Origin of the sequence: Gordonia sp. (in: high G+C Gram-positive bacteria), from assembly GCF_047600385.1 — a bacterium.
In the GTDB taxonomy this organism is placed as follows: domain Bacteria; phylum Actinomycetota; class Actinomycetes; order Mycobacteriales; family Mycobacteriaceae; genus Gordonia.
The window spans coordinates 328,860-351,831 of sequence record NZ_JASGKZ010000001.1; the positions used below are offsets into that span (position 1 = coordinate 328,860).

The following is a 22,972-nucleotide window of genomic DNA, read 5'->3' on the forward strand; positions in this document are numbered from 1 at the left end:
GGTGTATTTGCATTTTTACCGAATCAAACGGAGCGAAGGGTCACGGCCCGCCATCCCATACATCTTCAAGGGTTTCACTCCGGGAACCCCACCCATTTCACGACCCCCGGGATCCGGAACGCCCCGAAACCAGCTATAGTTGAAAATGAAATCAACTAATTCCAGAACGCGGAATCCCCGGGAAGGAATTCTCCAGGCTTCCATCCGTGAGCCAACCAGTACTCGTCACACAGTCGCAACCCTTTCTCGGCGACTTCGAACCAAATTCCATAACCATCCCCATTCTCCAATGGAGAATCATGCCCTTCGATAAACCCGCAGATTCGAAGCTCCTGCTCCTCTTTGTCGATTGACCATCTCTCAAAGTCTGAATCAATTATACTCCCCGGGATCGCAATTCCCTCTCGCAGAATCACCCTGGCCACATTCCCCAGAATCGGGCTGGCATGGTATTTATCTGCCCCTATGTAGTACCTGGTTGCGTAGTACAGCGACGGTAATGGAACTCAGTCATCCTCACCTTCCGCCATCGCTCTCCATAAAATCTTCTCCTGCAGGTTGGTTAACCTCATACTCAACACCCTATTTCCTTTTCCATTCGGCTCGACGGGTAGAGGCGGCGGCGGTTCCACCGGTGGAGGAGACTGCTCGGCGGGCGGCCCCTGATCGAGATCTCGAACTCCTCCGAGAACCACCTTCGGATCCGCGGCATTCAGACCTACCGGCATGCTCGATCCCATGCCCATCCCCGATCCAGGACTGCCGCGAGGTCGTCGGAGCGCAGCATCCCGAATTGCGAGGTGCCGCCGACGCATTCGAAGACGGTCCCATGCCCCAGCGGTGCGCCTTCCCATCCGGAGACATCGATCTCTCGTGCATTGTCACCGGTGACATAGGTCAACCATCCGGGGACGCAGTACTGGAGCCTCCCGCCCCCGATGTCCCGACCGAATGCGTCGCCTTCCCGCAACGCCGAACCGAACGACACCGAGGCCAGATCGGCGGACAGTCCTTCGACGAGGACGAGGAACGTGCACCGCATCCACTCCGACGCCTCGGCGGAGCGCTCGTCTTCCGACTCCAGACCGAACGGCTCGACACTCTCGACGTTCAGAAGCAGATCCAGGACGGTGAACTCCCCGCCCACCTCACCGTCGAGTTCGACGATCAACTCCACCTCCCCGAGATGCGGCTCAGCGGAGACCAGGCGGATTCGCGGCCCGGCACCGACACCCGATTCCAGTGTGTACGGAGGATTGAGCCGCCAGAACATCTTCTCCACCGTGCCGCCGTCGCCCACCGGAACCGGATCCAGATGTGCGCCGTCCGGGCCGATGGGTGTCCAACGCATTCGGACCACCGGGGAGAGGTCGACCGGAGCCGGGCCAACGTCTCCTCGACCAGCGCGAAGGGCGACGGGTCCGTATCGGGGACATGAGACTTCACCGAGAACACGATCGCGCCCCGCCCTTCGGGAGAAAGCTCCCGACCACTGTCGTGGAAGTAGTCCCGCTCTCTCTGCCATCGGCTTTTCGGCAACACTCCGTCCGGGTCCAGCGGCGGCTCGTTACCTGTGAGGTAGCCGGCGAGCCAACCTTCGCCGTACTCCGTCCGCGCCGAGATGTCCTTCGCATTCTTCGAGAAACTCAGGCCGTCCGTCAGGTCGTACAGGCCCACCAGTCCACGGAAGGTATGCGGGTTGTGATCGATGACACTGGTACCGGGCTTCGCGTCGTCGACGTCGACGATCAACCGCCGATCCACCCAATCGGGAATTTCGTAGGCGCCCGTCGCCGCCTCTTCGTCCCCGATGTCGGGGATCACCTGTCCGGGCAGCAGCCCCTTGGCCGACCAGAATTCTTCGAGCTCGATCTGCCCCTTCGCGGTGAGGAGAAACCAGATCTCGTAGGTGTCGACCGGTGGAGACGGATTCTCGGCGATGTACTCGCGAAGACGTGATTCCTGCTCCTTCCCGCTCACCGGCCACGGGATGAACCCTTCGTCACCCAGTTCCCCGGCGAGTGCGATCCCGTCTCGCGCGATCCGTCCGACGACGTCGCCCAGGATTGCGACGGCGTCGTAGTCGTCGGCGCCGAGGAAGTAGCGGCCGGCGCGATATATCGAGACCATCGGCACCCTGGCCGCGGATCCCTCCGCCATCGCCTGCCACAAGATCTTCTCCTGTACATCCGTCAGTTCGATGCTCATGCCACGTCCTCTCACGTACCCGTGACGACACCGCGTATGTTCCACACGCCAGACCCCTCTCACTACAGTCGCTGCACTCTTGCGGTCGGCACATCCTCACACATCAGAAAGAACGATCATTGCGGCGACGCTAGCGCATCGCACGGACCACTGCCGCCACATAATTCCGATACGCTATCGAATTCAACTAAAGATGAGACACGATGGTCCTCGACTGAGGTGGAGAAGATTCAGTCATCCCGCTTTTTTCGCGCACGCACCCTACGGAGAAACTCCGCCTCGTCCCGGGGCAATGGCCTGCCATCCGGTCCCACTTCCCAGGCCGCCAGGGTTGGCTCATGAGCTAGCAGCAGATCATATGCCGGCTGCGACACATAAATACTCCCACCAATTGGTCCACCCACCCCGAAATCATCAACCATGGGCACTCCGTCCGGAATCAGTGAAAACAATGTAGGGAGCTCTCCGATCCGCTCCGGATCGCATCCACTCGCCATTTCCACTTCCGCTTCCGGACCCACACGCACACCCGTCAGCCCAGAATTACGAATTGCGTCAGCAAGATCTTCCGTCACTCCAATCGAAGCACTACAGCAAATTATTTTCGATTCACCCATAGGGAGCACAAACATATACTTCGAGTGAGTGGCGATGGGCACATTTATAATCTCAGGATGGAAAACAACGAGATCTTCCTCTTCGCAGAGCACATCGGCCGGAACGTTGGGCGACACTTCATAGAAAGTCATTTCAGCAGAATCCTCATCCCCAAGGTGAATATGTTTCCATTTTAACTGGCCTGGGAAGGTCAAACGGCCATGGACCGCCCTTCCAAGAAGTTCCCAGCATTTTCTTAAGGTAAATTTCGAGCTCTTCTGACTTCATCTTAGAAATTTCTTCGATGGTCGTCCCTTCAGCGAATCCCATCCATTCTAGAATCCCTGGCATCTGAGGAAGTTCCAATATTCTTGGACGTGGCACCATGTGCTCACCCACAAGGATGTCAATTATCCACATTCCAGCCATAAGTGCCTCTTGCGCTCTTTCGATATCAGACTCCCCCATCCTAGTAGGCCCCTTCTTACTGCGCCACCCACCCGGGAGAACCCCCTCCTCCTCAAGGTAACTATAGATAGCATTCCAGAATCTCCTAATCGCCCCTTGATGCCATATCGGGGCGGCCTGAAGCCAAATTCCCCGAAGGAACCACGGAGAATCTCGCAGTATTGCAGAAAATAGATCAGGGAGTTTCTCGAATATTTGCTGTTCTATATTATGGTGGATATCCTTACCATCCGGACTCTCTCCGAAAAGGAGCCAGTACAGTACTCGATGAATCCCCTGCAACTGCGACACCATATAGTTCCAGTTTTGATCCGACCTGTCGAGAGGAAACGGGGTGATCCCCTGGGGCTTTTTACCAAAATCCCCACCCCCAGAGAAGTCGAGCCACTCTAAAATCCACCGCATGAGTTGCTCGCGTTCTTCATACGTGAATTCCCAAATTGATTTCCGGAACTCGGGCGGAATTTCCTTCTGGAAATCGTGGGGGGATTTGATAGCCCAGTCCGGAACGATGCCCTGGTCCCCGTCGTCCGGAAATCTCTTCTGGTCTACTCCCAGGATATCAAGAATCCAGGTGACCGCTTCACCAATCTCCATGCCAGATTCTTCACCCCCGTTATTCGAGGGAGGATTGTCTCGATCCAGAGGTTCTGGAATTATCCGATCCATCCTATTCAATCTTCCCAGGACCAAATCGATTGCAGTCCACCAATTTGGCGGCATGAATTCGACTAGTTCCGGAGGCAGGCCACGCGTCCATTCCGGTAGTTCCGGAGCGATGGGACGCCCTCTATGATCGTGCCCCGAGGGTGGAGTATCGATATCAGGAAGACTTCCAGGGTCTCCGGGCGACAATGGAGGCGTTTCCGGGTTTTCCCCTGGCTGAGTGGGGAGAGTTCCGGGATCTTCGATTATGGGAGCTTGTTCAGGACGATCACCGATGGTAGGAGGGGCCCGATCAGGCGTAGGCGGGTAGGGATTGACAGGTTGGGGATTCTCACCAGGGTTCGTTGGGAGATCTTCCCTGTTAGGGTCTGCTTCACCTGGATACTGGGGTTTACCAGGTTGCCTACCCGGATTTTGCTTCGGGTTGGATTCAGGATTTTCCTTCGGTTTTGATTCAATCCTGTCTCGCTCCTCCAATGCTTCTTCAAAAACATCAAGGCTTCTCCGATTGATACGCCGAAGCCTCTCCCGCAAGTCCTCGTCTGGAATCTGGTCAAGGTTCCTATTCGATTCCTGCAATTTTTTGCGGATTTCCTCGATCTGTTCCGGCGTGGCCGTTCGAACAGTATCTCGAATTGCCTTATCTAGCGCCTCCGGATTATTCTCCAACTCCTCTATATGCTTTCGAAGAGCCTCTTCGACAGTTTCTTCCCTGGTTTTCCCTGGAGATTGAAGAAGCTCCATCATGTTCGAGAACAGCCATTCAAGACCTCCCCAAATCGCCCCGACCAGTGAACCCATCAGAGCAAGAAGAGAGAGCAAAATTATCAGCGGAGCAGGTAGAAATTCAATATCCAAATCACCCGGATTTGCAGTTCCGGCATCTGCTGGCAGATATTCGTTGCCTTCAGGTGCAGGCTCAATTGGTATGTCATCCGATTCTGGTGCGATTGGCACCTGTGGAACAGATGGTTGAAATGGAGCCGGATCCGCAGGTTGTATCGGTACGGCTGGGGATGACTCCATGGGTGGAGACGGCTGCTCGTACACCGGAGGCTGCTGGTATACCGGAGGCTGCTCATAGACCGGGGGTGGGGGAGTTTGTTCGATGGGTGGGGGCGGCGGCGGTTCCACCGGCGGAGGAGACTGCTCGGCAGGTGGTCCCGGATCGAAATCCTGCGGCGGTATTCCGTGGTACGGGGCGTCGGGATCGACGTCTGGGCGACCAAGGTCGTACTGCGGGTCCCAACCGGGATGGTCGGGGCCCCATGGGATATCACTGTCTGGTGACGTCGGTACGACAGCCGGGTCGGCGAGGATGGGGTAGAGGGCGTCATCGGCGGGTTCGACGTGTTGAACGAGGTCACCGTTGTCGTCGACCTCGTACCAGGTCTTCTGCGGCCGACCGGCCGCGTCGAAGGCCCAGGGCCGCGCGACGTGTCGGATCGGGTTCCCGTTCTTGTCGTACACGGTGGCCGACCCATCCGGATTGACCCTCGTCTCCCCGCCTTCGGGAACGTCCATGTCGAACCGATACGTCTCCGGACTGCTCTCATCATGGATGAGAACCATCCGAGAAGGACCGATCTCCCCACGAGTGGATCCACCCCGCTCCAACAACGACCGCGCCATCGACGGCGACTCGACCACCGCGCCCGAGCTCGCCCCGCCACTCCGCCGCGCCGCGGGGCGGCGGTAGCCGACCGCGAGCGCGGCCACCGCACCGATCAACCACGCACCGGTCGGGACACCACCGGCAGGACCCTCACCGGTCTTCTCCACCGAAGGCGTATCTCCGGGTTCGGTGACCGGAACCGGCTTCGGAACCGGCCGCACCGACGACACCGCCGGCTTCGACACCGACCCCCGCGACCGAGACGGCTGCGACCGCTCCGACGGGGTCGGAGAAACAGCCGGAGCGGTCGTCCGCCCCGGCCGCCGAGCCGGTACCTGCGATGCCGGTGCCGGATCAGACCCCTCGTCCTGACCCGGTGCCTGACCTCGACCCGGTGCCGGGACGATCGGAGTACCGTTCCCGACCCCCGGACCACTGCCCGGAGCCCCACCGACCCCCGGACCCGACCCCGGCGCCTGAGTCTGACCCGGGACGATCGGCGCCGGACTGTTCTGCGTCGGCGGCGGCGTATACGTCGGCACATTGATACACGGCCAGTTCGGGCCGTGCTGAGCCCGCATCTCGATCACACAACGCATCCGCACCCGCCACACCCGCACCGACCAACCCGAACCCGAACGAGGCCCCACCAGCGACCACTACCGCCGCCGCACCGGTGGCCGCCAGAGACGACCATCGGAAGGTTCTTCTCAACTCACCCATCGCTACTGGTCTTTGCCCTTCAACGCGGCCAGGAACGCGTCCACACCGGCCCAGAACCACCGACCACCGAGCGCCATGATGAGGAAGAACACCAGAAACACCGGGATCTGACCCCACCGCTCGGCCCAGGCCGACAGATTCGCCAGATTCGCCGCCGCGGCCACCATGACCGCGCACCCGGCCAGGAACAACAACACCGTCGTCACCGGCACCGACCGACCCTCACCCCCGCCCGCCGGCGAGTACCTCGGCTCGGCCGAGGCGTGCCGCGGTTCGGCCGGCACCGGTATCCAGCACCGCCGTCACCGCCTCCGCCTCGGCCGTATCGGTGCCCGTCGTCGTATTCGTGGTCATGAATCCTCCTCATCAGCCCCTTCAGCACCGACTACCGCCGACACCGAGAAACTCGTCGTCTACCTTGCTGTTCTGCTACTCAGCGGTGATCTGCTGCTCGCCGACGGCGGTCTACAGGTAGTGGGGTTCGCCGTACACGTGCACCGTGGTGTCATTGGCCGCGGTCGAGATCGCCACCCGGGTATACGCGCGCACCGCCACCGGACCCAGACACCCGTCGACCTTCACATGCACGCCGTCGAGCTCGATCCCCGCCAGAGCACCGGCCATCTGCTTGGTCCCGAACGGCACATCGGCGATCGTCCCGGGCCGCAACGTCGTCGAGATACTCGGCATCAACTGACCACCGATCACCATCGCCGGCGGATACGAGATCGACATCTGCGCCGTCGGACCACCGGTCACCCCCACCGTCGCCCCGGAAGTCACATCGGTGTTGCACCCCAACTGGAAACCCGTCGCGACCGTGCCCGCGTTCACCGGCAGCGTGCTCGTCCCCGCAATCCGCCCCTCACCCCGCAGACTCAAAAACCCCTCCCGCGACCAGGGTGACTGATTCAGCGGAGGCACACTACGGACCCGTTCCCTCGCCTTGACCGCCGACACCCGCCACCCGTCGGCAGTCGTCTTCGACACCGCCCGGTCAGCGAACGAATCGGCTTTGGCCGGCTCGGCAGCCACCACCGGCCCCGAGACCAACACCCCGACCACGGCACACACCCCCGCACACCACCAGCGAGACACCATCACACATCCTCCACCTCAAATAAAACCGTTTGTCCGGTTATTGAACAGAATCATGACACACCGCACTGCACGCCGCACAACGTGACCATCACCACCATCGAAGCCCCTCGCTCCACCTCGAAGAACCCCAAACCACCAGGCAGGAACGCTGCGGCAGCAGGACAGCCAGAAGCCGACCACCATGATGTGCACACCCTCTGTCGAGGCCGGCGATGTGGTACGCATCTACCCCGTGACGCCCACCCTCAGCACGCTCAACCATGCCGAACATCCGGTTCCAGAAGTCCGATACGACCGCACCATCGACCGCACACTCGTCCACCGCGCCGCCGTGGCCGAAGTGTTCGTGACCGATGTCGTGGCCTCCGGTCGCGACGACGTGTTCGTCGTCGGTGTGCAGTTGCCCCGACGGCACGGGTTCTATCGTTCGACCGACGGCCGACACGACACGCTCCTGTTGGCCGAAGTGCTGCGGCAGTCGGTGATCGCGGTCGCGCACTCGTTCTACGACGTGCCTCTGAACTCGCGGTTCACGATGCAGCTGCTCGGGATCGCCGTGCCGGAGCGGTCATCCGGTTTGATCGTCGACGATGCTCCGGCACAGTTGCGTGTACGCATCGTCGTCCGAAACGTCCACCGTCGGCAGTCGCGTGTCGCCGCGCTCCAGGTCGACCTCGAATTCGTGCGGGACGGGAAGATCGTGGCCACCGGGACCGGGGACGCACGGATCTTCGATGACTCCGGCTACCAGAAGGTTCGCTGGGGCGGAGCCGAACCCCGAACTCCCGGATCGCCGTCGATGCCGATTCCGGTGGATCCGGATGCGGTCGGCGTGGTCGACCGGGAGGATGTCGTCCTCGGCCGGCGCCGCGGAGAAGACTCGTGGCCGCTGCGCATCGATCCGACGCATCCGGTGCTGTTCGACCACAGCTGCGACCATGTACCGGGAATGCTGATCCTGGAAGGCATCCGCCAGGCCGTCCGACTCGCCGTAGAAGACCCGCAAGCCATCCTGACTTCGATCGATGCGCGATTCATGCGTTTCGCCGAACTCGATGCGGAGGTGACGGTCACCGTGAAACGGAGATCAGACTCAGACGACGAGTTCACCGTGACCTGCGTCCAGGACGGCCACCCCGTCGCCGACGCGGACGTCCGACTCAGCGTCAGTCGGCAGAATCCGTCGGGCCGGCAGCAGGAATCGGAGTATTCGAGGGGACCGGAGTGGCCGGATCGTCCGGCGACGTCCAGCGGGCCCGCCTGATCTCGTCGAGCGGATGCGTGCTGTCCGGGCGCATGACCGCCGGCAGCAGCAGACCCCACATGCGATCGACGCGCTGTTCCAGGTCCGACCTCCCGGTCAGCACGTTCGCCACCATCTGTACTCCGGTGAACGACGAGATGACGAAATCCCCGAGCTCGGCCGCCGACACCGTCGACAGCAGGTCGCCTTCCTCGATCGCCCGCTCCGCCAAGGCGCGGCACACCTCGATCCAGTCCTCGTACGGGCTCTTCGGGCCCTGCGCGGCGTTCAATTCCAGCGTCAACCGGATTCCGGCGTGCACGATCGGGTCGGTGACGATCTGCCGACCCATCTCATGACACAGCATCACGATCTGCGCCAGCGCCGGCGCACCGGACTCGGCGATCGCCGCCACCGTGCGCATCGACAACTCGTGTTGCCGCTCGATCACGGCGGCGGAAAGCGCCTCCTTGGATTCGAAATGGAAGTACAGGGCACCGCGCGTCACTCCGGTCGCCTCGACGATGTCGTTCAGTTTCGCGCGCTCGTAGCCCGCTTCGCCGAACGCCTGCGCCGCACCGCGCAGAATCTGCTCATAGGTCACCACAGCGCGAGCCTGCTTGGCCACCGGCACTCCCTCCACACGTTCGAGACGAGTTCTCGTCGTCTCCCACCGTAGACGCACTCCCAGAACCACCCCATCAGCAGAAGGCCCCTCATCCATGAACGACTCCCCACCGCCCCGCACCGTCGCCGTGATCGGCGCCACCGGATTCTGCGGCAGCGGTATCGTCGACCGTTGCCTGGCACGAGGACACCGCGTACGCGCCGTCTCGCGACATCCCGCGCCCGCGCATCACGACGCCGTCACCGCGATCGCCGCCGACATCACCGCCCCTGAAACCCTCGCCCCCGCTCTCGACGGCGCCGACGTGGTGATCCACGCCGCCTCCTACACCGGCACCGAACACGCGCTCGCCCGTGAGACGAACGAGCACGGCACCGCACGAATCGCCGAGGCCGTCCAAGCACTGGGTATCGACAGCCTGATCCATCTGAGCACCATCGGCGTCTACGGAGCCGGGCCTTTCCGTGAGCGGACCGAACGCGACGCGCCCCGCCCCGTGACCGACCTCAGCCGAAGCCGACGAGCCGGAGAAGAGATCGTCCAAGGCACCGGCGGGCTGGTTCTGCGCCCCGGATTCGTCCACGGACCAGGACCGCAGAGCTTCTTGACCGGACTGGCGAGGATCATCACGGCCCTCGGCGCCCTGGTCGACGACGGTGCCGCCCGCCAATCGATCGTCTCCACCGCCGACCTCGCCGCGATCACCACCACTCTGGCCGGGGCGCCGATTCCCGACCACCTGCGAGGAACCGTCGTCAACGTCGCCGACGACACCCCGCAGACCATCCGAGACCTGTGGCGGCGCACCTCCGATGCAGACGTCCCCGGCGGACCGCTGCCGAGCATCTCATACGCGGAGGCGCTCGACCGTGCCGCCGGACTCGGTCTCACCCCGCGACACATCGACCTCGTCGCCGCCGATCACACCCTCGACACCCGCCGGATCAGGGCCGTCCTGGAAGACCTGAAACGGAAATGACGCGGAGCCTGGACCTTCGTAGACGCTCACCCGCCCCCTCGGAAGCCGAAGCCCCACCGACGGGACGGCCGCCGTCTTACGGGATCCAGGGCTCGGGTGCCACAGTTCTTTCAGGTAACCGGTAGAATGGTTTTGTTTTGCGCAGGCACTGCGCTCATCCCCGCTGCCGGGTCAGGACGAGGGGCCTGACCCGGCCCGGACATCGTGATCCCCGCCGTGATGCGCGCCCACGATGATGCGCGCACCGCCCCGGAGACCAACCGAGCCGTGACGACACCCGTCCGCACCGCGGGAAACGCATCCCGAAGGTGCGGAGGAGACGACTCGGCGTCGTCGTACCGCTGTCGCCGACCGCCCGTCGTCGTCCGACCGAGTCCCCGGCCCGATACTCCGCTGACCTCCGATATCGCGTGTTACGCTCACTCGCGCCAGCGCGCCTCCCTCACCGGGAGGCAGGGGAATCCGGTGCGAATCCGGAACTGACGCGCAGCGGTGAGAGGGACCGCCGGGGCACCACGCCACTGGACACGAATCCGGGAAGGCGTCTCGGCGGAGCGATCTCGAGTCCGAATACCGGCTGGCAGCGGCACCGAGAAGGTGCCGTCCCCGACGGTGCGGACTCCGCGAACGAGTCCCGGCGAAAAGAGAACCAATGCGATTCCCCAAGACCGCACTGTCCGCGGTCGCCCTGACCTGTGCCCTGACGCTGTCCACCACGGCGTGCTCCTCCGGAGACGACTCCGACTCGTCGAACGCGGTGGCCTCGGTCGAGAACTGCGACCAGAGAGTCTCCGTCTCCGCACCGATCGAGCGGGCGATCGCCGTGAACCAGCCGGCCGTCGAACTCCTCCTCTCCCTCGGCCTGCAGGACCGCATGGTCGGTTACGCGCAGAGCGACGACGGCGTGCTCCCGCACCTCGAAGCCGCACGCGGCGAGGTGAAGCCGTTCGACACCGAGTTCCCCTCCTTCGAGTCGGTGCTGGAACGCGAACCCGACTTCGTGTACGCCACCTTCGACTACGCGTTCACCTCCGAGGGCATCGCCGACCGCGAGAAGTTCGGCGAGATGGGCGTGGCCACCTACCAGTCGCCGAGCGAATGCGGCGGCCAGGACGCCGACCGCGAACGCATGTGGACCCTCGACGACCTGTACTCCGAGGTCTCCGACATCGCCACCCTCTTCCAGGTGCCGGAGAAGGGCGAGGAGCTCACCGAGAGCCTGCGGTCCCGCGCGAACGCCGCGACGTCGAACCTGAACGCCGACGACGTGACCCTCGGCTGGTGGTACGCCTCGACCAAGACGCCCTACTTCGCCGGCTGCTGCGGCGCTCCCGGCCTGATGACCACCGCGCTCGGTGCGAAGAACGCCTTCGCCGACAGCAAGCAGTACTGGCCGGAGGTCAGCTGGGAGAGCGTGCTCGACCGCGACCCGACCGTCCTGATCCTCGCCGACCTCGATCGCGGCGACGACGGCGACAGCGCCGCCGCGAAGATCGAGTTCCTCGAATCCGATCCGGTGGCCAGCCGGCTGACCGCGGTGAAGAACAAGCGCTACATCATCCTCAACGGCACCACGATGGACCCGTCGATCCGCAACGTCGCCGGCACCGAGGAGGTCGCGGCGGGGCTGCGCAGACTCGGAGTGGTGAAGTGACGTTTCCGCGTCTCCTGGCCGACTGGGACGCGCAGCAGAGCGCCTACATCGCCCACCGCGAACTGCGTTTCGCGGCGATGCTCGACCTGCTCGAGCTGCGTTTCGGCGACGCCCCGTTCACCGTCGTCGACCTCGGGTGCGGTCCCGGATCGCTGTCGAACCGGATCCTGGACCGGTTCGACGCGGCGTCGGCGATCGGCGTCGACCACGACCCGACCCTCCTCGAACTGGCCCGGCGGACGTCGCCGCATCACGGTGTCCGGCTCCGGCTCGTCGACGCCGACCTGCTCGATCCCGCGTGGACGAGCGAGGTCGCCGAACGCGCCGGCGGGCCGGTCCACGCCGCGGTGTCGACCACGGCCCTGCACTGGACGGCCCCGCACGAGCTGGTCGCGCTCTACGCGCAGACCCGCGACCTGCTGGCCGACGGCGGCCTGCTGGTCAACGGCGACCACTTCCGGTTCGACTCCCGCACCCCGGTGATCGCCGACTGGGCGGCCCGGCACGACGCGCGGACGCAGCGCGACGCCTTCGCCGCGGGCGCACCCACCTGGGACTCCTGGTGGCAGCGGCTGCGCGAGGCGCCCGGCATGGCCGCCGCGGCCGCCGAACGCGACCGGCGGTTCGCCGAACGTCTCGCCTCCCCGCCCACCGCGGTCGACTTCCAGCTCGCGGCGCTGGCGCAGGCCGGATTCGCCGAGTCGGGCACCGCATGGCAGTTCCTCGACGACTACGTGGTCTACGGAGTCCGGTGACCCGGGCGCCCCTCCGATCCGGCGCCCGTCCCCCGCTCTCCCGGCTGCCCGCCGTCGTCCTCCTGTGGATCGGCGGAGCGGTGCTGCTCACGGCCTCGGTGGCGGTCGCGATCACCCTCGGCCCGGCGGGACTGTCGGTGCGGGAGGTCGTGGCCGTCGTCTACGACCACCTCGGCGGACCGCCGTCCGGCACCACCGACATCCGCGACGGCATCGTGTGGAACCTGCGGCTGCCCCAGACGCTCCTCGCCGCGCTCTGCGGCGCGGGACTGGGCCTGTGCGGAGCGATCCTGCAATCGCTGCTGCGCAACCCGCTGGCCGACCCCTACGTGCTCGGCGTCTCCTCCGGAGCCTCCACCGGCGCCGTGCTGATCGTGATCCTCGGCATCGGGTCCGGGGTCGTCGGACTGTCCGGCGGCGCGTTCGTCGGCGCACTCGTCGCCTTCGTCCTGGTGCTGCTGCTCGCCCACGTGGCCGGCGGCGCCCCGGCGCACGTGATCCTCGCCGGCGTCGCCGCCACCCAGCTGTTCTCGGCGCTCACCTCGTTCATCGTCATCACCGCCGCCGACCCTGAACAGACGCGGGGCGTCCTGTTCTGGCTGCTCGGCTCGCTCGGCGGCGCCGACTGGTTCGACGTGGCGATGGTGCTGGGCGTCCTCTCCGCCGGTTTCGCCGTCTGCCTGATCCACGCGCGCGCCATGGACGCCTTCGCCTTCGGCGAGAAGTCCGCCGCCGGTCTCGGCGTGGACGTCCGGCGGGTGCGCGCGAGCCTGTTCGTCGCCACCGCGCTGATGACGGCGGCGGTCGTCAGCGTCGCCGGCGCGATCGGTTTCGTCGGCCTGGTGCTGCCGCACGCGGCCCGCGCCATCGTCGGACCCGGCCACCGCAGGCTGCTTCCGGCCACCGCACTGATCGGTGCGATCTTCCTGGTGTGGGTGGACGCCGTCGCGCGGACCGCGCTGGCCCCGCAGGAGCTCCCGGTCGGCGTGGTGACCGCACTGGTCGGCGTGCCCGCCTTCGCGGTGATCCTCTGGAGAAGAAAGGCCGGCCGATGACACTGCATGCGGCCTCGGTCAGTTGGCGGGCGGGCGAGTCCCTGATCGTCGACGGCGTCGACCTCACCCCGGCACCGGGCGCGACGGTCGGACTGCTGGGCCCGAACGGCTCCGGGAAGTCGACGCTGCTCACACTGCTGGCCGGCATCCGACGGCCGACGGCGGGCATCGTCACGCTCGACGACGTCCCGCTGGAGAAGCTGCGCCGCCGGGACGTCGCCCGCCGGGTGGCGCAGGTGGAGCAGCACAGCGACACCGAGGTGGACCTGCGCGTCGCCGACGTCGTCGCGCTGGGCCGCACCCCGCATCGCGGTGTGTGGGGCGGGGAGACCGACGACGATCGGTCCGCGATCGCGGCGGCGGTGGCCCGCACCGACCTCCACGACCTGCTCGACAGGTCGTGGCGCACCCTCTCCGGCGGCGAACGCCAACGCGTCCAGATCGCCCGGGCCCTCGCCCAGGAACCCCGGGAACTGCTGCTGGACGAGCCGACGAACCACCTCGACATCAGCCACCAGCTGGACCTGCTCGCACTGGTCCGCAGGCTCCCGACCACCACCGTCGTCGCCCTGCACGACCTCAACCTGGCCGCGATGTTCTGCGATGCCGTCGTGGTCCTCGACCGCGGCCGGGTGGTGGCCGCCGGCACCCCGGCGGAGGTCCTCACCGCCGACCTGATCGCCCGCGTCTACCGGGTGCGCGCCGAGGTCCGGCTCCGCGACGGACGTCCGACGATCCTGTTCCTCCCGCCGGAGACCAGCGGGACCCCCTCCGCTCCCTGAGCCGATTCGAGGCGTCAGCCGAGACTCGAAGTCGAAGGGGGCTCACCGAGAACGATCACCGAGCCCCTTCGACACGCAGGCTCGCTACGCTCGCGTGCGGCTCAGGGATCGGCGGGACGGCGAAGAACCTCCCTCACCCGGCGAGATCTCCGCCGTCGTGATGGGATGATCGGATGACGATCAAAGTGGCCCTCGAACATCACACCGGCTACAGCTTCGATCGCGCGGTGAAGGTCTTCCCCCACGTGATCAGGCTGCGCCCGGCACCGCATTCGAGGACCCCGATCGAGGCCTACTCGCTGCGGATCGAACCGGCCGAGCACTTCCTCAACTGGCAGCAGGACATCTACGGGAACTTCCTGGCCCGCGTCGTGTTCCCCGAGCCGACCGACCACCTGAGCATCACCGTCGGCCTGGTCGCGGACATGACCGCCGTCAACCCGTTCGACTTCTTCATCGACGACGACGCCGAGTACGCCGGCTTCGAGTACCCGGAGGAGCTGCGCGCCGATCTCGCCCCGTATCTGCGGCCGGTCGACGACCACGAGGGGAAAGGCCCCGCCCCCGTCGTCGTGGAGTTCGCCGACCGGTTCCGCGACCCCGTCGACGAGCGCACCATCGACTACCTGGTCCGGATCAACACCGCGATCCAGCAGGCCGTCGGTTACTCGGTCCGCCTGGAGGCCGGCGTCCAGACTCCGGAACACACGCTCACCAGCGCGATCGGGTCGTGCCGGGACTCGGCGTGGCTGCTGATCTCGGTGCTCCGCCGGCTCGGGCTCGCGGCCCGGTTCGTCTCCGGCTACCTGGTCCAGCTCACCTCCGACGTCAAGTCCCTCGACGGCCCCGACGGACCGGAGAACGACTTCACCGACCTGCACGCCTGGGCCGAGGTGTACCTGCCCGGCGCGGGCTGGGTGGGTATGGACGCCACCTCCGGGCTGTTCGCCGGTGAGGGGCACATCCCGCTCTCGGCCACCCCCGACCCGTCCGGTTCGGCGCCGATCACCGGGGCCGTCGCCCCCTGCCACGCCACCATGGACTTCCGGAACGCGGTGTCCCGGATCCACGAGGACCCGCGCGTCACCCTGCCCTACACCGACGACCAGTGGGCCTCGATCCTGGCGTTGGGCGCCCGCGTCGACGCGAGCATGGCCGACGGCGACGTCCGCCTGACGATGGGCGGCGAACCGACGTTCGTCTCGATCGACGACCAGACCGCCGACGAGTGGACCACCGACGCCGACGGCCCCGACAAGCGCCGCCTCGCCTCCGCGCTGGCGCACCGCCTGGCCGACCGGTTCGCCCCGGGCGGGCTGGTCCGCCGCGCCCAGGGCAAGTGGTATCCGGGCGAGCCGCTGCCGCGCTGGCAGATCGACCTGCTCTGGCGCACCGACGGGGAGGCGCTGTGGTCGGATCCGACGCTGCTCGCCGACCCGTGGGCCGACGCCGAACTCGCCGAGGCGAGCCTGTCGACCCCCGTGTACGGCCCTGCCGAGCAGGCCCGGAACGCCGAACGCAGCGCCGTCTTCACCGCCGCGGTGGCGCAGGCGCTGACGTTGGAGACCGACCTGGTGCTGCCCGCCTTCGAGGACCCGGTCGCGGCGTACGCGGGCTGGCTCGCCCAGCCGGTCGGCGATCCGCCCGTCCCCGCCGGATTCGACGACGACCTCGCCGACGACGCCCCCGACACCCGCGCCGCGCTGCTCGCGCGCCTGGAGGCGTCGGTCACCGCCGCCACCGCGCACGTGCTCCCGGTGTCCCGGACCGAGGACGAGCAGCACTGGACCGGCAACCGCTGGGCCACCCGCCGCGGCCGCCTGGTCCTCACCGAGGGCACCTCCCCCGCCGGGCTGCGGCTCCCGCTGGACTCCATCTCCTGGGGTACGCCGCCCCACGAGTTCCCCGCCGATCCGCTGCGCCCGGCCGAACCCCTGGGCTCCCCCGGATCCCGAGACGAGACCCCGACCGTTCCGCCCACCACCCCGCGCGCCGCCGAGGAGGCCATGCCGGAGGTCGACGACGAGCGCGACGAGTGGCTGCCGCGCACCGCCGTCGTCGTCGAGGTGCGCGGCGACGTCGTGCACGTGTTCCTGCCGCCGACCGTCGACGCCGCGCACTTCACCGAACTCGTGGCGGCCGTCGAGTCCGCGGCGCGGGAGACCGGGGAGGCGATCGTCGTCGAAGGGTACGGGCCGCCGTCGGATGCACGGATCCGGTCGCTGACGGTGACCCCCGATCCGGGTGTGATCGAGGTGAATCTGCAGCCCACCCGCACCTTCGCCGAACAGAACGAGGTGCTCGACGGCCTGTACGCCGACGCCCGCCTCACCCGGCTGGGCACCGAGACCTTCGACCACGACGGCGCGCACGGCGGCACCGGCGGCGGCAACCACGTGACCCTCGGCGGGCCCACCCCCGCCGATTCGCCGCTGCTGCGCCGCCCGGACCTGCTGGTGTCCATGCTGACCTACTGGCAGTGCCATCCGGCGCTCTCGTACCTGTTCTCCGGCAAGTTCATCGGCACCACCAGCCAGGCGCCGCGCGCCGACGAGGGCCGCGAATCGTCGTTGTACGAGATGGAGATCGCCTTCGCCGAGATCGATCGCCTCACCCGCGAGGCCGCCGAAGCCCGGAAGGACGGCGATCCCGACGCGTACGTCCCCCCGTGGGTGGCCGACCGCGCGCTGCGGCATCTGCTCACCGACATCACCGGCAACACCCACCGCGCCGAGTTCTGCATCGACAAGCTCTACAGCCCGGACTCGCCGCGCGGCCGCCTGGGGCATCCTGGAGCTGCGCGGCTTCGGAGATGCCGCCGCACACTCAGATGGCGATGGTCCAGTCGCTGCTGGTCCGCTGCCTGGTCGACTGGTTCTGGCGGGAGCCGTACCGGCGGCCGCTGGCCCGGCACGGCGCCGACCTGCACGGCAAATGGCTGCTCCCGCACTTCATCGAACACGACATCGCCCAGGTCGCGGCCGACCTGCGCGAGGCGGGTCTGCCCTTCGACACCGCGTGGCTGGCCCCGTTCACCGAGTTCCGCTTCCCGCGGCTGGGGACCGTCGAACTCGCCGGGGTCGACGTGGAGCTGCGCGGTGCGATCGAGCCGTGGAACGTGCTCGGCGAGGAGTCCGCACTCGGCGGCACCGCCCGCTACGTCGACTCGTCGATCGAGCGCGTGCAGCTGCTGGCCCGCGGCCTCGACCCGGCCCGCCACATGCTGACCTGCAACGGGTACCCGGTGCCCTTCGTCCCGGCCGGGCAGCCCGGCGTCTCGGTGGCCGGCGTCCGGTTCCGCGCCTGGCAGCCGCCGAGCGCGCTGCACCCGACGCTCACCGTCGACTCGCCGCTGCGCTTCGATCTGGTCGACCTGGCGCACGGTCGTTCCGTCGGGGGCGCCACCTACCACGTGGTGCATCCGGGCGGCCGCGCCTACGACGTCCCGCCGGTCAACGCGGTGGAGGCCGAATCGCGTCGCGGCGGCCGGTTCGAGGCGCTCGGACACACCCCGGGGCCCGTCGCCGTCGGCCGTCTCCGCGAGCTCGCCGCGCGGCTGGCCACCGACAACGGGTCGCCGGGCATCCTGGACCTGCGTCGGGCACGTACAGTGCTCGAATGACCTCCGCGCCTCCGACAGCAGGTCACGCCGACGCGTCGACCGGCCGCAGCGTGTTCTCCGGATACCCGCCCGCCGGCCGGACGGGCGACCGTTACGACGAGCTGTACGACGATGCGGGCGCCGTCCGCCCGCAGTGGGATCCCGTCGTCGACCGTCTCCGGGAACTCGGCGAGTCCGGCGCCCGGCGTCTGGGCACCCGCGTCGGCGAACTGGTCGACGACGACGACCTCACCTACAACGTGCCCACCGACGACGACGATCCGGACGCCCCGCCGCATCGCACCGTCCGCTGGCGGCTCGACGCGCTGCCGATGGTGATCTCACCGGAGGAGTGGGATCGGCTCGCCCGGGCGCTCGCCCAGCGCTCCCTGCTGCTCGACATGCTGTTGAAGGACTTCTACGGCGCGCAGCGCACCCTGCGGGAACAGCTGGTCCCGCCCGAACTGGTCTTCGGGCACCCCGGTTTCGTGCGGCGCGCGGTCGGCGTCCGGGTCCCCGGCGCACGATCGCTCTTCCTGCACGCCACCGACGTCGGACGGCTCGCCGACGGCTCGTTCGCGGCGTTCGCCGACCACACCCAGGCGCCCTCGGGCATCGGGTACGCGCTGGCCGGGCGTCGCGTGATGTCGCGGGCCCTCCCGATCATGTATCGCGGCGTCGCCCCCCGGTCGCTGTCGTCGTTCGCCCAGAACCTGCGGCTGGCGCTGCTCGACGCGGCCCCACCGGACGCCGGCGACCCCACCCTGGTCCTGATGAGTCCGGGCGCCGCCTCGGAGACCGCGTTCGACCAGGCCACCCTGGCCTCGGCGCTCGGTCTGCCGCTGGTGGAGGCCGACGACCTCACCATGCGCAGCGGCGGCCTGTACATGCGCTCCCTCGGCCGGATGAAACGCGTCGACGTCGTCCTGCGCCGGGTCGACGCCGAATACACCGATCCGCTCGATCTGCGCGCCGACTCCCGGCTGGGCGTGCCCGGCCTCGTGGAACTGATGACGCGCGGCGCGGTCGGCGTGGTCAACACCCTCGGCTCCGGACTGCTGGAGAACCCGGCGCTGCACGCCTACCTGCCGGATCTGTGCCGGGCCCTGCTCGACGAGGATCTGCTGCTGCCGTCGGCGCCGTCGTACCACTTCGGGACCGCCCGCGGCCGGGCCGCGCTCGACGACCTCGACGACCTGGTGCTGACCCACCTCCCCAGCGGGGAACGCGTCGTCGGACCGCGGCTGACCGCGCCCGAACGGGAGCAGGTCCGGGCCCGGATCGACGCCGACCCCGCGTCGTGGTGCGCCCGGCGCCTCGTCGAGGTGTCGCAGGTGCCGTCGATGGTGCCCGGGGACCGCGTGGTGACCGCCCGCGGATTCTCCCTGCGCGCCTTCACCGTGGCGCAGGAGTCGGGATACAAGGTGCTCAGCGGCGGCCTCGGCCACGTCCTGGCCGGCGGCCTCGCCGGTCGGCTGCTGCACTCGTCGGCGGCCAAGGACGTCTGGGTCCCGGTGTCCGAGGAGGTGCGCAGCGGTGTGCGGGTGTCGACCGTGCCGTCGCGGCGCACCGTGTCGGCGGCCGTCCCCGCCGTCACCCCGCGCATGCTCTCGAACATGTTCTGGATGGGCCGCTACGCCGACCGCGCCGAGGTGCTGGTGCGGCTGCTGGCGGTGGCCCGCGAACGCGACGAGTTCTACCGGAACCGTCCGTGGCAGCTCGGTTCGCGGGCGCTGCAGCCGCTGCTCGACACGGTGTACTCCGTCGCCGGTGCGCCGACCGCGATCGCGCCGCTGCGCGCCGAGGGACCGAACGCCACCGACGTGCTCGCCGGGCTCACCTCGCTCACCGCCGACACGCACGTCGCCGGCACGGTCGGGTACGCCGTCGCGGCGCTCGCCGAAGCGGCCCGCGCGGTGCGCGACCAGATGTCGGTGACCACCTGGAGCGTGCTCAGCGGCGGTGAACGCGCCCTCGCGGCGCTCGCGGCGACCGAGGACGACGACGGCGTCCGGCTCGACGAGACGCTCACCGAACTGCTGGTCTCGCTGCTCGCCTTCGCCGGTCTGGCGCACGAGGCGCTGGTCCGCGACGCGGGCTGGCTGATGATGGACGTCGGACGCCGGATCGAGCGCACCCTCGGGCTGGCCGAGATGACCCGCGGGACCGTCGTGCCGGTGTCCGACCCGGACACCGAGTCGGCCCTGGTCGACGCCTACCTGGTGGCGGGCGAGTCGTCGGTGACCTACCGCAGGCTGTACCCGGGCCCGGCCCGGCCGCGCACCGCGATGGCGCTCATGCTGTTCGACGACACCAACCCGCGCTCGGCGGTCTTCCAGCTCACCGCGCTCCGCACCAGCCTGTCCGGGCTCCCCGACGAGCTCCGCTCGGGCCCGGCCGAACGGATCGTCGAAGAACTCATCACCGCGCTGCGGCGTTTCGACACCGACGACGTCGACGTGGTCGACGACGACCGCCGCGCCGAACTGGAGCGCCTGCTCGACACGCTGCGCGACGGCCTGCACGAGGTGTCCGACGTGCTCGAACGCACCCGCTTCGCCCCGCCGGTCGCCGCGCGTCCGCTGTGGGCCGGCACCGTCCCGGGAGGACCCCGATGACCGAGACACCCGTCGAGAACCCGGTGGAGACCCCGGCGCCGCTGCCGCCGCTCGCGTTCAGCGCGCGGACCGCGGCGTCGCACACCGTCACCTACCGGGTCACGCACACCACCACCTACACCTACGACGATTCGGTGTCGTCGTCGTACGGGCGGTGCTTCCTCACCCCGCGCGATCTGCCCGGGCAGCGGGTGCTGGAGCAGCAGATCATGATCGACCCCGAGCCGACCGACCGGTCCGAGGGCACCGACGCGTTCGGGAACCTCGACACCTTCTTCCACGTGACCACCCGGCACACCCAGCTGACGGTGAACGCCTCGTCGCTGGTGGAGGTGGATCCGCTCGACGAGGAGATCACCGGCTGCCCGGCCGCCCTCGCCCCGTGGGAGGACGCCCGCCCGCTGGGGCAGGCCGGGCTCGGCGACGAGATGGCCTGCCAGTACGTCCTCGATCTGCGGCCGCCGGAGATCGGCGAAGCCGTCCGACGCTACGCCGACGAGATCCTGACGCCGGGGAAACCCCTGGTCACCGCCGTCGAGGAGCTCACCACCGCCATCTACACCGATTTCGCCTACCGGTCGGGCTCCACCTCGGTGGCCACCCGGGTGGCCGACGTCATGGAGCGCCGCGAGGGCGTCTGCCAGGACTTCGCGCGGGTCGCGATCGCCTGCCTGCGCTCCAAGGGCCTCGCCGCCCGGTACGTCTCCGGTTACCTGGCCACCGAGCCGCCGCCCGGACAAGACCGGGTGATCGGCGCCGGCGCGACCCACGCCTGGGCCGCGGTCTGGATGCCCGGCGACCTGTGGCTGCCGTTCGACCCGACCAACAACAAGTTCGTCGACGAACGGCACGTCACCGTGGCGTGGGGCCGCGACTACGACGACGTCGCCCCGCTGCGCGGCGTGATCTACACCGATTCGACGAGCTCGACGATCGACGTCTCCGTGGACGTCGCCCCCCTCGACTGATCGGACCCGACGCCGGGTCTCGACTCCGCTCGACCACCCCTTCGCTGGTCGACCCCCCTCGCAGGTCGAGCCCCCTCGCTAATCGAGTCCCCTCGCAGATCGAGCCCCCTCGCTGGTCGAGCGAAGTCGAGACCACCGCCTGTCGAGCACCAAGAGATCTCGACTCCGCTCGATCACCGAAGGGACGCTCGATCACCGAAGAGAGGTTTCGACTCCGCGCCGACCCTTCCCCGCACGACCCGGCCGGAGCACAATCGAGCGCATGGCCTCCTACTCCGCGCCCGACGGCGCCCCCGTCTGGTTCGATCTCACCAGTTCCGACCCTGATCGGGCCGCCGCGTTCTACGGCGAGCTGTTCGGATGGGAGGTGGAGGATCCCGATCCCGGTTTCGCCGGCTACCGGAACTTCCTGCGGCACGGCAGACGCGTGGCGGGACTGGTTCCGCACATGGCCGAGGCCGGCGGACCGTCGAACGTCTGGACCGTGTACTTCCGGACCGACGACGCGCAGGCCACCGCGGCGAGGATCGTCGGATTCGGCGGCGCGGAACAGTTTCCGCCGATGGCCGTCGGCGACATGGGAGTGGTCGGATACGCCGTCGACCCGGCCGGGGCCGCGTTCGGCTACTGGCAGTCCGGTGCGCATACCGGCTTCGCCGAGTGGAACGTGCCCGGCGCGCCGTACTGGTTCGAGGGCGTGAGCCGCGACCACGCCGCGGTGCTGAACTTCTATCGTGACGTCTTCGGCGCCCGGCCCGAACCGGTGCCCGGGGCACCCGGGGACTACACGCAGCTGTTCTACGGCGACACCGCTCGGGCCGGGGTGCTCGACGCGAACGCGATGCCGATGATCCCCGCCGAGGTGGGCTCGTCGTGGAGCATCTACCTGTGCGCGGACGACGTCGCGGCCACCGCGGCGAAGGCCGTCGAACTCGGCGGCGCCCTTCGGATGGGCCCGGACAGCGGCCCCTACGGAACCCTGGCCGCGGTCACCGATCCGATGGGCGCGATGTTCGGTCTCGGCCACGAACCGGCCCCGCCCACCGGATAGCCGGACGGGCCGATGTCGGCCGTTGCGCCAGGAGAGGGGTACGAGGGAGATATGCCCTCGTGAGCCGTCATCTCGCAACGGCCGACCATCAAGTCGGCGGCGCCGAGGCGGTGGGCTTCGACACGCCGTCTCGCAGGTGGATCCCCTTCCTCCTCCCTGATCGAGCCCCTTCCTCCTCGCTGGTCAAGACGCTTCTTCCTCGCTGGTCGAGCGGAGTCGAGACCCCTCCGCTCTGGTCGATACCCTCCTCGCTGGTCGAG

At 67.6% G+C, this 22,972-nt stretch carries 17 protein-coding genes, 1 pseudogene and 1 riboswitch; of the genes and pseudogenes, 10 read left to right on the forward strand and 8 right to left on the reverse strand.

Features of this window, described 5'->3' with window-relative positions:
- Positions 1–718 precede the first annotated feature (718 nt).
- The 7 genes from QM809_RS01465 to QM809_RS01495 form a co-directional block, all read right to left on the reverse strand.
- Positions 719–1,171 carry a hypothetical protein gene (locus tag QM809_RS01465; RefSeq protein ID WP_415044072.1) on the reverse strand — a complete coding sequence of 151 codons (453 nt, stop codon included), beginning with the start codon at positions 1,169–1,171 and terminating at the stop codon, positions 719–721.
- A complete protein-coding gene (locus QM809_RS01470; RefSeq protein WP_415044073.1) occupies positions 1,168–2,208 on the reverse strand; it encodes a hypothetical protein in 1,041 nt (346 codons plus the stop codon). Before QM809_RS01470 ends, QM809_RS01465 begins: the two co-directional genes overlap by 4 nt.
- 230 nt (positions 2,209–2,438) lie before the next feature.
- On the reverse strand, positions 2,439–2,957 hold the full coding sequence (locus QM809_RS01475) for a hypothetical protein (RefSeq protein WP_415044074.1): 519 nt from the start codon (positions 2,955–2,957) through the stop codon (positions 2,439–2,441).
- Between the two features lie 13 nt (positions 2,958–2,970).
- On the reverse strand, positions 2,971–4,896 hold the full coding sequence (locus QM809_RS01480) for a hypothetical protein (RefSeq protein ID WP_415044075.1): 1,926 nt from the start codon (positions 4,894–4,896) through the stop codon (positions 2,971–2,973).
- A 1,383-nt stretch (positions 4,897–6,279) separates the two neighbouring features.
- Complete coding sequence (locus tag QM809_RS01485; protein ID WP_415044076.1) at positions 6,280–6,489, reverse strand: hypothetical protein; 210 nt, start codon at positions 6,487–6,489, stop codon at positions 6,280–6,282.
- Positions 6,490–6,499: 10 nt separating this feature from the next.
- Positions 6,500–6,631, reverse strand: coding sequence for a hypothetical protein (locus QM809_RS01490; protein ID WP_415044077.1), 132 nt, complete (start codon positions 6,629–6,631; stop codon positions 6,500–6,502).
- A 111-nt stretch (positions 6,632–6,742) separates the two neighbouring features.
- Entirely contained in the window at positions 6,743–7,378 is a 636-nt protein-coding gene (locus QM809_RS01495) for an MspA family porin (protein ID WP_415044078.1), read from the reverse strand.
- A 232-nt stretch (positions 7,379–7,610) separates the two neighbouring features.
- On the opposite strand from QM809_RS01495, the gene QM809_RS01500 reads away from it, so the two are divergent.
- Positions 7,611–8,642 carry a ScbA/BarX family gamma-butyrolactone biosynthesis protein gene (locus QM809_RS01500; protein WP_415044079.1) on the forward strand — a complete coding sequence of 344 codons (1,032 nt, stop codon included), beginning with the start codon at positions 7,611–7,613 and terminating at the stop codon, positions 8,640–8,642.
- Here QM809_RS01500 and QM809_RS01505 read toward each other — a convergent pair.
- The gene (locus QM809_RS01505) at positions 8,545–9,249 is read right to left on the reverse strand and encodes a ScbR family autoregulator-binding transcription factor (protein WP_415046984.1); all 705 of its coding nucleotides are present in this window, start codon (positions 9,247–9,249) and stop codon (positions 8,545–8,547) included. The two genes, QM809_RS01500 and QM809_RS01505, sit on opposite strands and share 98 nt — an antisense overlap.
- 94 nt (positions 9,250–9,343) lie before the next feature.
- Between QM809_RS01505 and QM809_RS01510 the strand changes: the two genes are divergently transcribed.
- The 9 genes and pseudogenes from QM809_RS01510 (at position 9,344) to QM809_RS01550 (ending at position 22,712) form a co-directional block, all read left to right on the forward strand.
- Positions 9,344–10,228 (forward strand): NAD-dependent epimerase/dehydratase family protein, encoded by an 885-nt coding sequence (locus tag QM809_RS01510; RefSeq protein WP_415044080.1) that lies wholly within the window; start codon positions 9,344–9,346, stop codon positions 10,226–10,228.
- A gap of 412 nt (positions 10,229–10,640) precedes the next feature.
- Positions 10,641–10,825, forward strand: a riboswitch (cobalamin riboswitch).
- A gap of 55 nt (positions 10,826–10,880) precedes the next feature.
- Positions 10,881–11,882: an ABC transporter substrate-binding protein gene (locus QM809_RS01515; RefSeq protein WP_415044081.1), complete on the forward strand. Its 1,002-nt coding sequence runs from the start codon at positions 10,881–10,883 to the stop codon at positions 11,880–11,882.
- Positions 11,879–12,637 (forward strand): class I SAM-dependent methyltransferase, encoded by a 759-nt coding sequence (locus QM809_RS01520; protein ID WP_415044082.1) that lies wholly within the window; start codon positions 11,879–11,881, stop codon positions 12,635–12,637. The genes QM809_RS01515 and QM809_RS01520 overlap by 4 nt, the downstream gene beginning before the upstream one ends.
- A complete protein-coding gene (locus QM809_RS01525) occupies positions 12,634–13,692 on the forward strand; it encodes a FecCD family ABC transporter permease (protein ID WP_415044083.1) in 1,059 nt (352 codons plus the stop codon). The genes QM809_RS01520 and QM809_RS01525 overlap by 4 nt, the downstream gene beginning before the upstream one ends.
- Positions 13,689–14,474 (forward strand): ABC transporter ATP-binding protein, encoded by a 786-nt coding sequence (locus tag QM809_RS01530; RefSeq protein WP_415044084.1) that lies wholly within the window; start codon positions 13,689–13,691, stop codon positions 14,472–14,474. Before QM809_RS01525 ends, QM809_RS01530 begins: the two co-directional genes overlap by 4 nt.
- Before the next feature lie 173 nt (positions 14,475–14,647).
- Positions 14,648–18,096, forward strand: a pseudogene (locus QM809_RS01535) (DUF2126 domain-containing protein).
- The gene (locus QM809_RS01540; RefSeq protein ID WP_415044085.1) at positions 18,093–20,693 is read left to right on the forward strand and encodes a circularly permuted type 2 ATP-grasp protein; all 2,601 of its coding nucleotides are present in this window, start codon (positions 18,093–18,095) and stop codon (positions 20,691–20,693) included. The pseudogene QM809_RS01535 and the gene QM809_RS01540 overlap by 4 nt, the downstream one beginning before the upstream one ends.
- A complete protein-coding gene (locus QM809_RS01545; RefSeq protein WP_415044086.1) occupies positions 20,690–21,661 on the forward strand; it encodes a transglutaminase family protein in 972 nt (323 codons plus the stop codon). Before QM809_RS01540 ends, QM809_RS01545 begins: the two co-directional genes overlap by 4 nt.
- Positions 21,662–21,923: 262 nt before the next feature.
- Positions 21,924–22,712: a VOC family protein gene (locus QM809_RS01550; RefSeq protein WP_415044087.1), complete on the forward strand. Its 789-nt coding sequence runs from the start codon at positions 21,924–21,926 to the stop codon at positions 22,710–22,712.
- Positions 22,713–22,972 lie beyond the last annotated feature (260 nt).

What these genes read in the sequence shown, in the direction of transcription:
- QM809_RS01490 (WP_415044077.1), bottom strand. Translation starts at nt 6,631, where the DNA reads ATGACCACGAATACGACGACGGGCACCGATACGGCCGAGGCGGAGGCG.
- QM809_RS01510 (WP_415044080.1), top strand. Translation starts at nt 9,344, where the DNA reads ATGAACGACTCCCCACCGCCCCGCACCGTCGCCGTGATCGGCGCCACC.
- QM809_RS01540 (WP_415044085.1), top strand. Translation starts at nt 18,093, where the DNA reads ATGACCTCCGCGCCTCCGACAGCAGGTCACGCCGACGCGTCGACCGGC.
- QM809_RS01475 (WP_415044074.1), bottom strand. Translation starts at nt 2,957, where the DNA reads ATGACTTTCTATGAAGTGTCGCCCAACGTTCCGGCCGATGTGCTCTGC.
- QM809_RS01530 (WP_415044084.1), top strand. Translation starts at nt 13,689, where the DNA reads ATGACACTGCATGCGGCCTCGGTCAGTTGGCGGGCGGGCGAGTCCCTG.
- QM809_RS01470 (WP_415044073.1), bottom strand. Translation starts at nt 2,208, where the DNA reads ATGAGCATCGAACTGACGGATGTACAGGAGAAGATCTTGTGGCAGGCG.
- QM809_RS01550 (WP_415044087.1), top strand. Translation starts at nt 21,924, where the DNA reads ATGGCCTCCTACTCCGCGCCCGACGGCGCCCCCGTCTGGTTCGATCTC.
- QM809_RS01515 (WP_415044081.1), top strand. Translation starts at nt 10,881, where the DNA reads ATGCGATTCCCCAAGACCGCACTGTCCGCGGTCGCCCTGACCTGTGCC.
- QM809_RS01495 (WP_415044078.1), bottom strand. Translation starts at nt 7,378, where the DNA reads ATGGTGTCTCGCTGGTGGTGTGCGGGGGTGTGTGCCGTGGTCGGGGTG.
- QM809_RS01545 (WP_415044086.1), top strand. Translation starts at nt 20,690, where the DNA reads ATGACCGAGACACCCGTCGAGAACCCGGTGGAGACCCCGGCGCCGCTG.